This is a genomic window from Priestia flexa NBRC 15715, from assembly GCF_001591565.1.
Lineage (GTDB): Bacteria > Bacillota > Bacilli > Bacillales > Bacillaceae_H > Priestia > Priestia flexa.
Genome location: NZ_BCVD01000111.1, coordinates 1 through 13,441, shown reverse-complemented (window position 1 = coordinate 13,441; position 13,441 = coordinate 1). Strand labels below are relative to the sequence as shown.

22 protein-coding genes are annotated in these 13,441 nt (G+C 38.8%); 18 read left to right on the top strand and 4 right to left on the bottom strand.

Annotated elements, in window-relative coordinates; all coding sequences use genetic code 11:
* Positions 1–204: 204 nt before the first annotated feature.
* Both BFL01S_RS15885 and BFL01S_RS15880 read left to right on the top strand, forming a co-directional pair.
* Positions 205–1,242: a tyrosine-type recombinase/integrase gene (locus BFL01S_RS15885; protein ID WP_061786274.1), complete on the top strand. Its 1,038-nt coding sequence runs from the start codon at positions 205–207 to the stop codon at positions 1,240–1,242.
* Between the two features lie 147 nt (positions 1,243–1,389).
* A complete protein-coding gene (locus BFL01S_RS15880; RefSeq protein ID WP_235859251.1) occupies positions 1,390–2,217 on the top strand; it encodes a helix-turn-helix domain-containing protein in 828 nt (275 codons plus the stop codon).
* A gap of 125 nt (positions 2,218–2,342) precedes the next feature.
* On the opposite strand, the gene BFL01S_RS15875 is transcribed toward BFL01S_RS15880, so the two are convergent.
* Entirely contained in the window at positions 2,343–2,603 is a 261-nt protein-coding gene (locus BFL01S_RS15875) for a hypothetical protein (protein ID WP_061786272.1), read from the bottom strand.
* 766 nt (positions 2,604–3,369) lie between these two features.
* On the bottom strand, positions 3,370–3,600 hold the full coding sequence (locus BFL01S_RS15870; RefSeq protein WP_061786271.1) for a helix-turn-helix domain-containing protein: 231 nt from the start codon (positions 3,598–3,600) through the stop codon (positions 3,370–3,372).
* Between the two features lie 282 nt (positions 3,601–3,882).
* Between BFL01S_RS15870 and BFL01S_RS15865 the strand changes: the two genes are divergently transcribed.
* From BFL01S_RS15865 to BFL01S_RS15855, 3 genes are all read left to right on the top strand, one after another.
* Positions 3,883–5,199 (top strand): FtsK/SpoIIIE domain-containing protein, encoded by a 1,317-nt coding sequence (locus tag BFL01S_RS15865; protein ID WP_156474944.1) that lies wholly within the window; start codon positions 3,883–3,885, stop codon positions 5,197–5,199.
* A complete protein-coding gene (locus BFL01S_RS15860; RefSeq protein WP_061786269.1) occupies positions 5,135–5,725 on the top strand; it encodes a replication-relaxation family protein in 591 nt (196 codons plus the stop codon). Before BFL01S_RS15865 ends, BFL01S_RS15860 begins: the two co-directional genes overlap by 65 nt.
* A gap of 141 nt (positions 5,726–5,866) precedes the next feature.
* Positions 5,867–6,217: a hypothetical protein gene (locus BFL01S_RS15855; protein WP_235859250.1), complete on the top strand. Its 351-nt coding sequence runs from the start codon at positions 5,867–5,869 to the stop codon at positions 6,215–6,217.
* A gap of 25 nt (positions 6,218–6,242) precedes the next feature.
* On the opposite strand, the gene BFL01S_RS15850 is transcribed toward BFL01S_RS15855, so the two are convergent.
* A complete protein-coding gene (locus BFL01S_RS15850) occupies positions 6,243–6,488 on the bottom strand; it encodes a helix-turn-helix domain-containing protein (RefSeq protein ID WP_061786267.1) in 246 nt (81 codons plus the stop codon).
* A 152-nt stretch (positions 6,489–6,640) separates the two neighbouring features.
* Between BFL01S_RS15850 and BFL01S_RS15845 the strand changes: the two genes are divergently transcribed.
* The 13 genes from BFL01S_RS15845 to BFL01S_RS15800 all read left to right on the top strand — a co-directional run bounded on the left by BFL01S_RS15845 (position 6,641) and on the right by BFL01S_RS15800 (position 11,876).
* Positions 6,641–6,937, top strand: a complete 297-nt coding sequence (locus BFL01S_RS15845) for a hypothetical protein (protein ID WP_061786266.1) — start codon at positions 6,641–6,643, stop codon at positions 6,935–6,937.
* Entirely contained in the window at positions 6,934–7,230 is a 297-nt protein-coding gene (locus BFL01S_RS15840) for a hypothetical protein (protein WP_061786265.1), read from the top strand. The genes BFL01S_RS15845 and BFL01S_RS15840 overlap by 4 nt, the downstream gene beginning before the upstream one ends.
* Before the next feature lie 511 nt (positions 7,231–7,741).
* Positions 7,742–8,233, top strand: coding sequence for a hypothetical protein (locus BFL01S_RS15835; protein WP_061786264.1), 492 nt, complete (start codon positions 7,742–7,744; stop codon positions 8,231–8,233).
* 242 nt (positions 8,234–8,475) lie between these two features.
* A complete protein-coding gene (locus tag BFL01S_RS20520) occupies positions 8,476–8,652 on the top strand; it encodes a hypothetical protein (RefSeq protein ID WP_156474943.1) in 177 nt (58 codons plus the stop codon).
* A 128-nt stretch (positions 8,653–8,780) separates the two neighbouring features.
* The gene (locus BFL01S_RS15830) at positions 8,781–9,284 is read left to right on the top strand and encodes a hypothetical protein (RefSeq protein ID WP_061786263.1); all 504 of its coding nucleotides are present in this window, start codon (positions 8,781–8,783) and stop codon (positions 9,282–9,284) included.
* Positions 9,285–9,391: 107 nt separating this feature from the next.
* Positions 9,392–9,658, top strand: coding sequence for a helix-turn-helix domain-containing protein (locus BFL01S_RS15825; RefSeq protein WP_061786262.1), 267 nt, complete (start codon positions 9,392–9,394; stop codon positions 9,656–9,658).
* Positions 9,645–9,803 carry a hypothetical protein gene (locus BFL01S_RS20515; RefSeq protein WP_156474942.1) on the top strand — a complete coding sequence of 53 codons (159 nt, stop codon included), beginning with the start codon at positions 9,645–9,647 and terminating at the stop codon, positions 9,801–9,803. The genes BFL01S_RS15825 and BFL01S_RS20515 overlap by 14 nt, the downstream gene beginning before the upstream one ends.
* The gene (locus BFL01S_RS15820; RefSeq protein WP_156474941.1) at positions 9,800–10,069 is read left to right on the top strand and encodes a hypothetical protein; all 270 of its coding nucleotides are present in this window, start codon (positions 9,800–9,802) and stop codon (positions 10,067–10,069) included. Before BFL01S_RS20515 ends, BFL01S_RS15820 begins: the two co-directional genes overlap by 4 nt.
* Before the next feature lie 125 nt (positions 10,070–10,194).
* Positions 10,195–10,899, top strand: a complete 705-nt coding sequence (locus BFL01S_RS15815) for a hypothetical protein (RefSeq protein ID WP_061786260.1) — start codon at positions 10,195–10,197, stop codon at positions 10,897–10,899.
* Entirely contained in the window at positions 10,896–11,066 is a 171-nt protein-coding gene (locus BFL01S_RS20510; RefSeq protein ID WP_156474940.1) for a hypothetical protein, read from the top strand. Before BFL01S_RS15815 ends, BFL01S_RS20510 begins: the two co-directional genes overlap by 4 nt.
* Positions 11,067–11,077: 11 nt before the next feature.
* Complete coding sequence (locus tag BFL01S_RS15810; RefSeq protein ID WP_061786259.1) at positions 11,078–11,269, top strand: hypothetical protein; 192 nt, start codon at positions 11,078–11,080, stop codon at positions 11,267–11,269.
* A gap of 58 nt (positions 11,270–11,327) precedes the next feature.
* Positions 11,328–11,651 (top strand): hypothetical protein, encoded by a 324-nt coding sequence (locus BFL01S_RS15805; protein WP_061786258.1) that lies wholly within the window; start codon positions 11,328–11,330, stop codon positions 11,649–11,651.
* 81 nt (positions 11,652–11,732) lie between these two features.
* A complete protein-coding gene (locus tag BFL01S_RS15800) occupies positions 11,733–11,876 on the top strand; it encodes a hypothetical protein (RefSeq protein ID WP_156474939.1) in 144 nt (47 codons plus the stop codon).
* Between the two features lie 100 nt (positions 11,877–11,976).
* Here the strand turns inward: BFL01S_RS15800 and BFL01S_RS15795 are convergent, their stop codons facing one another.
* On the bottom strand, positions 11,977–13,155 hold the full coding sequence (locus BFL01S_RS15795; RefSeq protein ID WP_061786256.1) for a hypothetical protein: 1,179 nt from the start codon (positions 13,153–13,155) through the stop codon (positions 11,977–11,979).
* Between the last annotated feature and the right edge of the window lie 286 nt (positions 13,156–13,441).

Here is a 13,441-nt window from a genome sequence, read left to right as displayed (position 1 = left end):
GCGATATATCAACGTTTTAAGCTACCGAGATAATATTTCGGCAAGCTAATCGGAAGCATGGACGATGGTTGTGTATTACGTTTGAAATATGCGAGAACTCAATCGCATACAAGCGTATTAACAACCCCAGTTTCCTATTCGAAGGATTGAAAATAACGACTTTCTTAACGGTGAAAAACACATCGTTAGGGAGGTCGTTTTTTTATGGCGTTAAAGAAGCGAAAGAGAAGAAGTCCAGTAAGAGAGCGCATTGGTTCGAAAGAGTACCCGCAATTAACGTTAGAGCAAGGACTCGATATGGTTATCGCCGGTAAGAAAATAGAAGGCGTTAGAGAAAGAACGCTAAGAGACTACATAAAGACTTGGCGATACTTTACCGATTGGCTCGCAGATAATTATCCGGAAGTAGCGCTGATGGAAGAAGTAACGGCGGAGATGATTCGCAACTACGTTAATTACCTTAAATACGAAGCTAAAAAATATGATGGCCATAAGTATATTGACTGCGATAAACAAGGAGTAGGATTAGCAGAAACGACGATTAACATTAGGTTGCGCGTATATCGAGCATTATTTAACTACTTAGAGCGTGAAGAACTAATCGAAGTCAATCCGATGGATAAAGTAAAGCTACTGCGCCATGACTTAGACCTAACGAATTGCTTTACGGAAGAAGAGATAAAAAAGATATTAATGCAGCCGAATCAAAAAGATTTTGTAGGATTTCGTGACTTCGTTGCTATGAACTTGCTACTCGATAGCGGATTGCGTATAGGAGAGCTTATTAATTTACGTATTTCTGATATCGACTTTCAGACTCGCTTTATAACGTTAATTGGCGAGAAGAATAAGAATCGAAAGCCTCGTTTGGTACCGATATCAGCTTATGTATCGAAGTTATTAATGCAATTAGTTACCGAAAACCAAACGCACTTTAAATTAGATCGTATATTCCTTTCGTGCTTTGGTGAGCCGATTAGTGAAAATCACTTCAATAAACGTTTGAAATATTACGCTGATAAAGCCGGAGTAGCAGGTAAGAAGGTTACAGCGCATGTTTATCGCCATACATGGGCCAAAAACATGATTTTAAACGGTTGTGACGCCTTTACATTACAGAAAATGGGCGGTTGGGCTGATATACGTACCATGCGCCGTTATATCCAAATGGATACGGAAGAGATGCGTAGGAGCCACGATGATTACTCACCGATTAATGGCATTCGCCAAAGACGTAACTGAACCGAAAAAAGACAAAAAAAGAGGACACCTGCACAAAGCAGACGCCCATCTAATCGCTAATTAAATGGTATCGAAAAAAGCGTAAAAAGTCAACGCTTATTCAAATGCGTCCAAAAGTGCTTGTATGTGTCCCAAACGGGGGAATATATGATGTTAAATGCAGCTAATTATAGCGAAATGAAGCAATTGCAATCATTCGCTAACGTAAATGAAATGAACGAAGCTATTCGCGGCTTTCTATATACATACAAGCACGAACTAACGCCGTCAGCTATTCGTATTCTTAAAACGTTATCTCGTTACGCATGTAAAATCGCTGGCGTAGCGTTCTTAAAGGTGGAAACTATCGCTAACTTAACGGAATGCAGTAAGCGTACGGTACAACGCGCATTAAAAGTGCTGGCATCTTACGGTGTCATTGAGCGGAAATCAACTATTCGAGCGAAAGGAGGATCGGGCCACAACGTATATGTGATCCGAACTGTGGACGGCTGTGTCACTCCGCCTGTCACTGCGGAAATGTCGCCCCGTGAAGATGCGCCAAAGCCTGCCGTATCAAGCGTTGAACAAGCGAAAGGTAGCTCCGAAACAGAGATTTCTAAAACATTGCCTTCTAAGAGAATTAATAAACGAATTAACGTTAAAGAGGTCGAGTTAGACGAATCATTCACGCCTTCTAATGTACCGAAAGCTTTCGTAGACGCCACTGCGCCTTTTTATGAATCGGCCGATACTATTTATCGTTTATGGAATCGAGTATTAGTTGCCTATAAAAAGAGCGAAGTGACTCTGCCGTTAGAAGAGACGGAAGTGTTAGCAGATGTTATACAGGCGTTTAAAGAGACTATTTTCGCTAAGAAGTTGAGTAAGATACGTAATACATTCGAAGGATATTTTTACCGCATAGTGGAGGCAAAGCTGGCGGTGTGGAAGCGCAGGGAAAATCCGTTGTTTAATTGGCTAAATACCGTGTAATCTTTCGTTGGTTTATTTCGCAAAAGAGTCCGCAACTATATAGCGTATTACTCCGTCAGTACGTTTATGTACGTACTCGTAAGTATAGCTAGTTATAGCTACGGACTCTCCATGTTATTTATTTTTTAGATTTTCATTTGTTGGACTCTGTAAATGGTTTTATAAGCAACCAGTAAAGCTGATAATTCTAGTTTTATATCTAAACCTAAATTCTTATTTTGGTAAGCGTATTCGATTAATATCATTTGCTCCTTAGCACATTCAGTATAACTAATTTTCCCATCTTCGTAAGTAGTATCGATTAAGGTCCCAAACCGTTTAATTCGTTCACTTAGCGTTGATTGAGGAATTTTTAGTTCTTCTGAAAGCTGTTTTTGATTGTACATTTTTTTCTCCTTAATGGGAGAGTCCGTAAACCAATATTATTTTAACGTTTTTGTAGTCGCATTTCAATTTTAAGCTATCTACTTACCGGAAGTGAGAGTTCGATAGAATTTGAGACGTACTTATTTTGCGCACCATATAGAAGAAACTCGAGCTATAACGTGATATTACGTCGTACTGAATCGGACGATACCTTCCGGTTTTATAGTACGTTTCACCAGCCGAGCCAGTGTTACGCGCGACCCTCAAAACGCTTTGACATTACGTTAAGCCTATACGGTCGCATATATAGAAGGAACGTGTATTTAGCGATAGATCGTGTGTTATCTAACGTAAGTAATTATCAGCCTCACATGCCTGGGACGGAAGAGGTCTTTGGAACTCAGGGGGTTATGCAGTATTTTATTCATTACGAAGGACGATGGGTAACATTATACGGATAAGAAACCGTGTCATATCAAGCATGCATAAATAATGTATAGCGTATAGTTCTTCGGAAGTTAACAAACGTTGATGTATCAAGGGTTATTCTAAGTGCTAGTTTACATAAGATATGTTACAGGAACTGATAATGTATATCAAATACATTGATAATGAATGGGCGGGGTAGGCATAAATGAAAACCTTTCGCCTAAGCTGCGACATTTTCTTACGAAATTTTAAAACTCAGGGCGTTAAGGTAGGGGGGCGGCTCTATAATCGTAATTATCCTTGCCTACCGTATCTTAAATGCGGATATCTAAAAAACACTTTGATCCTTCGATTCTATCACATTTTAAAATAGTCTTCTGGCACGTCTTTACCAAGCGTTTTTAATCCTCTGCGCACCTTTGCGAGCGTTGAATGTTTAGGTTTGTACTCTTTATCGTTACATAACCTCGAAATCGTTCCACGACTAAGCTGCGCCTTTTCTTCTAATTCAATCTGAGAAATGCCTTCACGATCTAACCAACTACCGAATTCTGTTCGCTTCTTACCTAATCCGAATAAGTTAAACATCCTTATCACCTCGTTAATAGGCTTGACCGAAATGTCATTTTTTAAACCGAGCGCAAATTAATGACATAACGGACAAACGGGCGAGAATACCATTCACTAAGCGAGTCAAAATACGTTTCACAATGCGCATAGAACAGCCCGTTTCTCTCTTCGTATGAAATTTCGCGGCTAGTATTTTAAAACGTCTCTAGAAATCCTTTTCTACCAACGTCTGAAGCCATTTTGAATCGTTCTACTTGCGAGAAACTATCTTATCAGATATTAAGATTCGGAGGTGGTGTTGTGATATTCGAAATACTATCGTCAATTGCAATGAGTAGCGTCTTAGCTTCAACCTACGTCTATCAACACGGAGGAGGTAATGATGCGAAGAGGATAGAGCGAATTGCAGCGAACGCGGGTCTTGTTGCGAAGGATGGGCAAAAAATTAGAATTCACCGTAGAACTAGAGGCGCCGGTTATACGGAGTATGTCTATCAAATGCCGCAGGGAATGTCGGTAAATCAATTTAAAGAGAAGCTAGATCGTTTTCAAGACGGCTTAAATATCAAACGAAGATTAACAAATGTATCTTTCGAAGATATAAGGTCTGTCCAGTTGAACAAAGACCTTTTGACGCAGGTTCGTAGCTTATTTGAGAGAAAGCGAAGTGCGCAAAAGGAAATTGAGCTAACTTTCGACGGTATGCTACGATTCAAAGTCTATACTGAACCGTTAACCGATCATTTTCCTTATACGGGATCCTTATTACGTAAGTTGAACGGTTGGCAGATACCGGTTGGGATTAATCGCGCTGGAAAACTAATTAAACATGATTTCGAAGCAACGCCACATTTAGCGCTTGGAGGCGCCACACGCTACGGAAAGTCGAACTTTCTTAACGCTCTGATTAGCTCGTTGATATCTACGCAAGCCAATAACGTCAGCTTTACGTTAATTGATCTAAAAGGCGGGGTTGAATTTGGCGGTTATGAAAATGTTAATCAAGTAAAGCGCATCGCATACGAACCTGAAGAAGCTCTAGTAGCGTTAGAACAGGCGTATAAAGATATGCGGACCATGCAGGAAACGTTGCGGAAATTGAATAAGCGTAAGGTCCAAGATACGCATATTACCGAACGCCACTTTATTCTTATCGATGAGGTAGGCGAATTGAATCCGCAAGAGGCTGTAACGAAGGAAGAACGGCAGGTCAAAGAACAATGTCAAAAGTACATGAGTCAGATCGCAAGGTTAGGCGCAGGTTTAGGCTTTCGACAGGTTTTGGCGACTCAGTATCCGACTGGCGATGTTATCCCACGACAATGTAAGCAGAATAGTGAGGCAAAATTGTGCTTTCGCGTAAGAAATGCGGTAGCAAGTCGTGTTGTGCTGGACGAAGAAGGAGCGGAAAAGTTGCCGTTAATCAAAGGAAGAGCAATATATCAAACGGATCAAACTAATATCGTGCAGACGCCATTTATTGACGATAGCTTCATTCAAAATACTATTGGTCCGTATATTAACATCACATCGCGAAAGGAGCCGTATGCAAATGCAGAAAGCCATCAAGAAGGAACAACGTCAAATCGAGATCTGCTTATCATTGAAGAGGTGTGATTATCTCAGTCGTTCACAGCTGCAGGCTATTCATAATTTAGGCAGTCCTCGAAATACATCGCGTGTGCTAAAGGACATGAGTCGATACGTAACTTATTTTCGCGACGGTGAAGCGATTTACTATTTAACGAAAGAGGGTCGAGAACTGGTTAACGCTAAGAAAGTCCGTAAAAAAACACTTCAGGCACGCCATTTTATCATGCGAAATAGCTTGTACATTGCGTATGGCTGTCCCGAGACATGGAAAAACGAAGTGAAACTTGAACTTCCTAACCGAGTAAAAGCCATTTGTGACGCTTTATTCTCACATGAGGGTCGTTATTACATTATAGAAGTAGATCACACTCAAACAATGTTGGCTAATAAAACGAAAATGAGTAAGTATCGCAAACTGATTGATCTCGGGGTATTCGATAGGGAACCAGCGTTTATTTGGATTACAACGACAGAATATAGAAGTAGGAAGCTAGAAGAGCTATGCGAAGGCCTTGACGTAAAGGTATTTACAATATCGGATTTCATCTAATGAAGAGGGGAAGCGGTATAAATGTTTAATCGCAAAGTTGAAACGGTAGGGACCATCAGTGAATTCATACGTAAGAGGGACTCGGATGGCATAGTGAAGCAAATTAAAAAGGGAACAAGAGCTTACCAAGTAAAGCATGCATTGATCGCGCTGGCAGGCGTAACGACCATAGGATTGTCAGGTGTAAGCTCTTCTAATCATGCATATGCCGCAGGACCAGGCGAGTATGTCAAAAACCATGCAAAAGAGCAGATTGTAGATGCGCTAATGCCTCTAGTCGACATAATTCAAGCGTTGTCTTACCCTATTGCGTTAGTAATGCTGTCGTCTGGTGGCTTAATGTTTATGATAAATCAAAAAGATAAGGGGATATCATTAATACAAAATGCATCTTTAGGTTATGTATTAGTTCAGTTAATGCCAACTTTTATGAAGATTATTGTAGGGGTCGGTAATAGTATTGGTTTGATAATACCACTAGCGATTATCTAATTAAGAAGGCGCCCAAAAGGCGCTTTTATTTTGTTTCAGAAGTATCTAGCTCGATTAGCTCACCGATATTTTGAATTTCTAACGCTGTTGCAATGATTTCTAAGTATTTTCGATTGATTAAGTTCGTGCTCTTATTATTATACATATCTGATACTGTAGCTGCGCGAAGAGTTTCGCCTGTCTTTTCTTTTATTAAAGCTAACAACTCTTTTTGCGTGTGAATACCACGGCTTTCCATAGCTTCAGCTAATTTAACATGAATCTTGTACATGACTTCACCTCTTAAGTAAATTATAAACTAAAAGTATTTTTGCGTAAATACGAAAAAGCGTATTGACGAATAAAAAAAGCTAGTCTATAATCAAATTAACGATATACGAAAAAGCGTATATTCGTAATAAAAATAAAAGGCGGATGGTTTAAATGGTGAAAAACGTAAAAATTAAATGGCAGTTAGAAGGAGAAACAACATATGAAGAGGTAAAAGTTTTGTTCATAGAAAACGACGTTATCTTGTATCCGGATGTTGACGGAGGGTTGTTACTGCAGCGAGTAGCAAAGAGTCTGGATGGATCCTACGTCTTCTTAGATGAACTAGCTCATTTAAATGATTACAACGAAGATAAAGGTGTCAGAAGTTTGAAGATGGAAGAAATCGAAGATCTTTCGGCAGTGGGGATGTTTAAACTTATAGCGAAATTAGCAGGCGATGCCCAATGAAACAGCGCTACTTGTACGTTTACGACGATAGCACCGAGGTAATAAAGCGGGATGTAGTTCGATTAGGCAACGAGCTGTACTTGGCGAAAGGTTATGAAGGGCTGAGCGTTCATAAGGTTTTGCGTAGAGAAGCGAACGGTACGGTAAAAGATTGGAAAACTGTAATCGAAACACATTTATTTGGGCCCGAGCTATTGGACGGAATGGACCTGAGTTCTATAGCGGAAATGTCAGTGGCAGATTTTTTCGCTGAATTAGCGCATAAAAAAAGAACCAACGGAGGCAACCGTTAGTTCCAGACGAAATATTACTTAGCAACACATTAACATTTAATGGGATTTAAGTCAACAGAAATCGAAAAGCTGGCAGATATCGTATATATGTAATGACCAGGCGCACAACGGCAATTGTAGCGCTTTTTTTGCGTTCTTTTGTACAACGTAGCAAATAACGGTCTTATATCAATTATAACGTCCACTTTTCGGACCTAACGCTTTATATAAAATGTAGGCGAAATATCCACTTTTGCGGACTGAGGGATATATCTATGTATAGGGTAAAGGTCCAATTTCGGAACATCAAACGTTATTTAAGTTGTATAGCGTTTGTGCCAATCGCAAATTCGCTTCGTAATATCAGGTAACGGGTGCGCGACTGCAATACTCGTCGGCATATTATCAACTGAAATTATTGTGAGAAACGCCCACTTTTCGAAGTTGATGCATTGTATTCAAAGTAAGGCGGAAAAATCGCCGACTAATTATCGGCTTTATATAAAACCACAAATAAAAGGAGAGCTGCAAAATGAACGATATTCAAAAGCAAGGATTAATCGACCGTCATTTCGGTTGGCAAACAGGAGGATCAATGTTGAAAACGTCTTTAGTACGTATGTACACGCAATTACCTGGATTTAATACGGATGTGGCAGGGCTTTACGCTTTCTTACGTTCTTGGAGAAACAGCAAAGAAGACAGTGATATGTATAACGCAGTATGGCATTCAAAAGATTATTTATACGCTCAATCAGGGCTAGGTAGAAAGGCATTTGCTAGCCGGTTAGAAGTTTTAGAGAGATATAACTTAGTTACCGTTAAAAAGTCGACTATTATTCCGAACAAGGACGTTATCTATGTACACGATCCTTTAACGCGAGATGAGTTCGCTAAAGCGCATCCGAAAGTAGTTGATGAATTTATAAAAACGGCTGCAGATATTGAAGCGCGTAATTTAGAGTATCGCTTATCTGAGCTACTTAAAATCGAACAAAAGGCCGAAAAGGGGGCGGATTCTTGATGGATTGTACCTTTTGGCAATAGGGCTTTCCTTTTTGGTATTTAGCCTTTGCGAAAGGAACGTATAGTAAGCAATACAAAGTAAGCAATACGTAGTAAGCAATGATTCCGCCTACTTTCGTAGTCGGTTTCGTCAGTAATAAATTACTTATATACCTTAGTCGTAGATATTAAAAGACCAATGATAACAATGAAAGCGGACTGTCCGTTTCGTGCAATCCATAAAACAAGGAGGAACCAAAAATGAATGAATTCAAATGCCTATTTTCGCTACGTATCGCACGTCAATTAATCAAGGAAGGATACAGTCTCGTAGATACTGAGCCTGCGAGAAAAGGAAGCGGTTTGGTTTTTATATTCGAGAATACGCCTGAATTCCAGCAGGCGCTTACGAGAGCACTTAAAGCAAAAAACGCTTGATTTAACCGTGCAAAGCGCCTATCTAATAAGCGATTTCGGAGGTTTGATTTATTAACGAAGGGTTTAGTATTCGAACCATCTAAAATGCTCACAATGGGCTATCTAATAGAGAAAGGGAGCTGCTAATAATGGGAATGGATAATGGGCGCGACCCGGGTGAGGGAGCCGTCGAATATACGCTAGAATTTTTCAAAGGTAAAGGACGTGCGGAAATTGAACGTCTACTAGCGCCTTTCCACAACGGAGAATTAAATGACCCAAACGACAAACGAGTCAAACGCTGCGACTATTGCGATTACTATTTTCGTGATGACAGCCTACGTAATAACCGGCGTACGTGCTGCGCAGATTGTAAGACGAGTCAAAAAACGCTGCAGACGAGGATTAGACGCGCCGAAAAAGCGTTCCTAAATCCGAAGCCGAAGAAGGAGACGAAGTCAGATTTATACTTGTGGTGGCTTGAGTATCCGTGCTGGGCTAACGAACAGGCGATGATCGAGGTCGGATGGCGCTATGAACGTCCAATGACCTTGCAAAAGATGGATTATATACAAGCTAAAGAAAGTTTATACGGAAAAGGCAATAGCAAAAAGAAGGCGGAAATCATCGATTATGACGGAGATAAGCTCTAAGGATTTTAACTGGCGACAAGCTTTGCAGTAGTAGAGAAGCCTAACGCCGAGTTGGGCGTATTATAAAAAATATTTGTGAGTATTTGATAATAGGGGGTAAAGAAAATATGAATAGTAACGTTTTCAAAGCGTTCAGGTTGCACCTTGGAATGACCCAGAAGGCTTTCGCAGAGTTGATCGGAGTGTCAGCGACTACTGTGGCCTTTATTGAAACTGGACAGCGAGGAATTTCGCCAATGACAAAATCCAAGTTAGCCAAAACGCTCGAGATCAGCGATGAGTTTTTAACTTTCGTAGAGAATTTGAACAGAATTACCCATTTTAATAATAGCGCAATGGATCCGGGAGGTCAAGCTAAAAATGAAAATAGGTGAAGTCATTATAGTCAGCGAATATTACGGTAACAATTTCGAAACGATCCGACAAGCGATTCTTTATCGCGATGGAACAATTGAGTATCTACCGGAACCAGATTACGAAGAAGAGGAAGAAATTATCGAAGAGGAGGAGTGGTATTGATGGGTTTTTATCCGAAAGAAGAACAGGAAACGCTATTACTATACGATGCTGTGCAAAAACAGTGGAAATTCCGTTGCACATCAAAGCAGCATATTGACCAATTAACGAAAGTTGGCGAGGTTACTAGGGCGTACACAGACGATGACGGAATGATTATTGACATCGAAGGTTATTTAGCGCCAAGTCAGGTGCGGTTGTATAATGTTCCGTCCGAAAAACAGCAGGACCATTTAGCGAAAATGAGAGCACGACGTTTGAACGATTAGATAGACTTTTTAAGGCGCTTTCGACGTTTGGAGACTAATAGTATTAAAGGCGATAATAAGGCACCAAATTCGCCTATCTAATAACCCTTTTTTACAAACTAAACCAAGAATAAGGAGAGAGCATTATGAACAAAAAAGTATTTTTAACAGAAGATTATAACGGAATGCCATCCCAGTCGATTCAACAAATGGACGTTACCGAAGCGATGCACCTAGAGGCATCCGGCAAAGCAGTTCCAGTAAGTTTATCGAACCTAGACGAAATCGAAAACAAAATTGAAAGGTTAGTCGCTGACTACCGTAAGAAATACGATGCAATGACTAAGAGTGAAGATCCCGTTTACAAAGTCGAAGGCGCTATCGATTATTATTCAAAGCAAATGAAAGCTGAGCTTGAAACGGAAGTAGCAGCGTTAAACAGCAAGTACGAAGCAATTGTCGCAAGCACTAAAGAGTCAGCGATGCGCGACTTAGCTAATAAGCGCAGATATATATCAGAAGATGAACGTAAGGCTGCTCGAGACGTTGTAACGGAAACAATAGCTTCGGTTAAGTTCGGTAATACAGGCGTCATCGATACGTTAATTGAGCAGGTTCCTTATATGACAGATAGCCGAAAGCTTGCTTTATTGCAGGAAGTGGGGCGAATCGCGGAAGCTACAAACGAGGCAGCAGTCGTCAAGAAGGCTCGTAGCTTGTATATGGAGCTTGATGCGGTTAAGTCCGGCGAACTATTACCGGTTAAAATCGCACAAGCGTTACCTGACAGCGCTAATCTACCGTTGAAACACCTAAAAATGACGCATCCGACGTATAGAGGCACTAAATGAGATCAATAAACAAGTCGAGCTATAGTCGCACAGCAGGAACGCGTATAAAAACGTTAGCTTTCGAGAATGAAAAAACCTATATCGAATGGCTGAAGCGCGAGGATTTTAAAATGATTCACGACGTAGATAACGAGGACGGTTTAATTATCGTCCAATATACGGAATAGGAGGAATAAAATTGCTAATTATTCGGAGATCACCGGAAGAATTAATCAAAAAACAACAAACAATTGTTCAGAAAAGCCTAATGTTTTACGATAAAGAATCCTACGAAACGTGGAAAGCAGAGAACAAGGATAAAACAATCGTTAACGTCGGCCGAAATAGCGGAGGTCAAATTTACCTTCAATATGAATATTTAACGGATTAATGCGGGCTTCGGCTCGTCTTTTTTCTATACAAAAAACAATTAATAGGAGGAATTATTAATGAGCGCAACAATTACTATTAAAAAGAAAATTTACGAGGGGAATACTTTCACAAGGGGCGGAACAGTATTCAGTTCAACTATCGCAGTAGATGGATTCGATTTTGGAACACCTCCAACTACCGGTTTACACCGAGACGGAACTTTATCGGCTGAGATCGATAACGCATTCCGAAAGTTAATCCAGGTAAGAACTAACAAAACGCCAGCAGTCGATGTAACGGTTAACTTACCGGATGGGTATACGTTATCAGTATCGCTACAACAACATTATAGCGATAAATATTCGATCGAACCGGAAATTGCTTCGGTCACATTCGTATAAAGGGCGCCCTTCACGGGGTGTCTTTTTCGTATGCAGCCGCGCATCATCTCCTACAAAAAACAAATAAAGGAAGTGAAAGAGATGAACATATATGAACAGCTTAAAGAAGTATTGATTATTGACCTAACTGTTTCGAACAACTTTGACGGTGATGATGTTTGGAATGCGGTCGAGTCTAGAAATGCGGCAGCATATATCATGAATAACGCGTTACGAGGAAAGTAGGTGAAATATGGTGTTAGTTACAGTACAATTCAAAGGGGATCAAGCTTTTAAATAATTTATAGTTTTTAGAGAAAAGGAGTAAAAATACTCCTTTTCTTTATTAAGAGTTTTTTGCAATATTTCTAATTACATCATCATATATCCTTTGAAGGTGAACAGCTTCATTAATATCAGTAGTGATTTCACTTAAGCGATCTAATACTTCAATTAAAGTAAGAGTATTATCAACTATACTACTAGACTCCTTAAAATTCTTGGCTTTATTTTTAGTATTTTCACTAAATTTTTGTTGAGATCTAATGATTTTACTAAATAAATAATGGATAGCATCAGGAGATAATTTTTTTTCATTTTTCAGAGCAACAATGTATTCTAACATAGAATTTTTATGTTGATCTAAATTAAAAATATTTTCAATTCGTTCTTTAACGGACTCTACTTTCATGCTGTGACTTACTTTTACCAAAGGATCATTAAGTTCAGGCATAGCTACAAAAGAACTTTTTCCATTATCAATTCTATACCCAACTTCAAAAGTGAAAAATTTTTGTCGAATCTCTCCGTTTGATATATATATTCTAAAGTATACATCACCTACTCCTTCTAAGTGTATAGGATCCTCTTCCTCAAAATAAATAGAAATATCCGAATCACTTAATCTACCTTCCGAAATAGAGAATTTCTTTTTGGTTTCTTGACTATAGTTGTGAAGAGCTAATAAACTTAAATATATTACTATATGATTATCATAATTTTTATACTTAGTTGATGTTACCCCTCTTAAAACCCATTCATCATTATATTTTAAAAATCGATATTGTCTTTTTAAATCAGGAAATTTCTCAAAAAGGTTTTCTAATGTATTTGATAAAATTTCTAATGAACCTTTCTTCACACAAAAACTATAGAAGCCTCCGATTGTAAATAAATCATCTAAAAAGTCATGGGTGAAATTATAAACTCCTTTTGCTTGAAGATTCTCTGTTTTAGTAAATTCCAAGACAATATGCTTATCGTCTTCATCAAATTTAATGAATTTAATATCTTCTAAAGGGTCAGGTAAATCCATTTTTGCATTATCTACATTAATAAAAGCCTCTAAAAGTTGTTTACTTCCTTTAACTTCTATATCGTCAGAATCTTTTCCAAAACTTGATCTAGGAAATGCCTCTTCAATTTGCTTATCTAAAGATTCATTTCTTATAAAATGTTTCAAATCACCAATTTTACCTTTAGTCTTGTCTCTGTTGTCTAAAAAACTTTGATAAAAGTATTTCATAAATTCACCATCCTTGTGTCTTTTTTCCTAAATAATTATAAACTAACCACCATAATGTTACAATATTTGTTTATTATCTATGTTATTTATATGGATATTAAGTCCTTGTAGTAGGAAGTGTGTTGATTTTTCTTGTTTATCTAAGCTTATTTAGGTATTATTAAGTTAACGATATTCACCGTTAAGTAATGACGTTGAAATCAATCCGTTCGAATATAAACAGTCGTTCAAAACGGCTATAAACGTTGATATTATTGCGATTCAAGCTAACGTAAGCATGAACGCC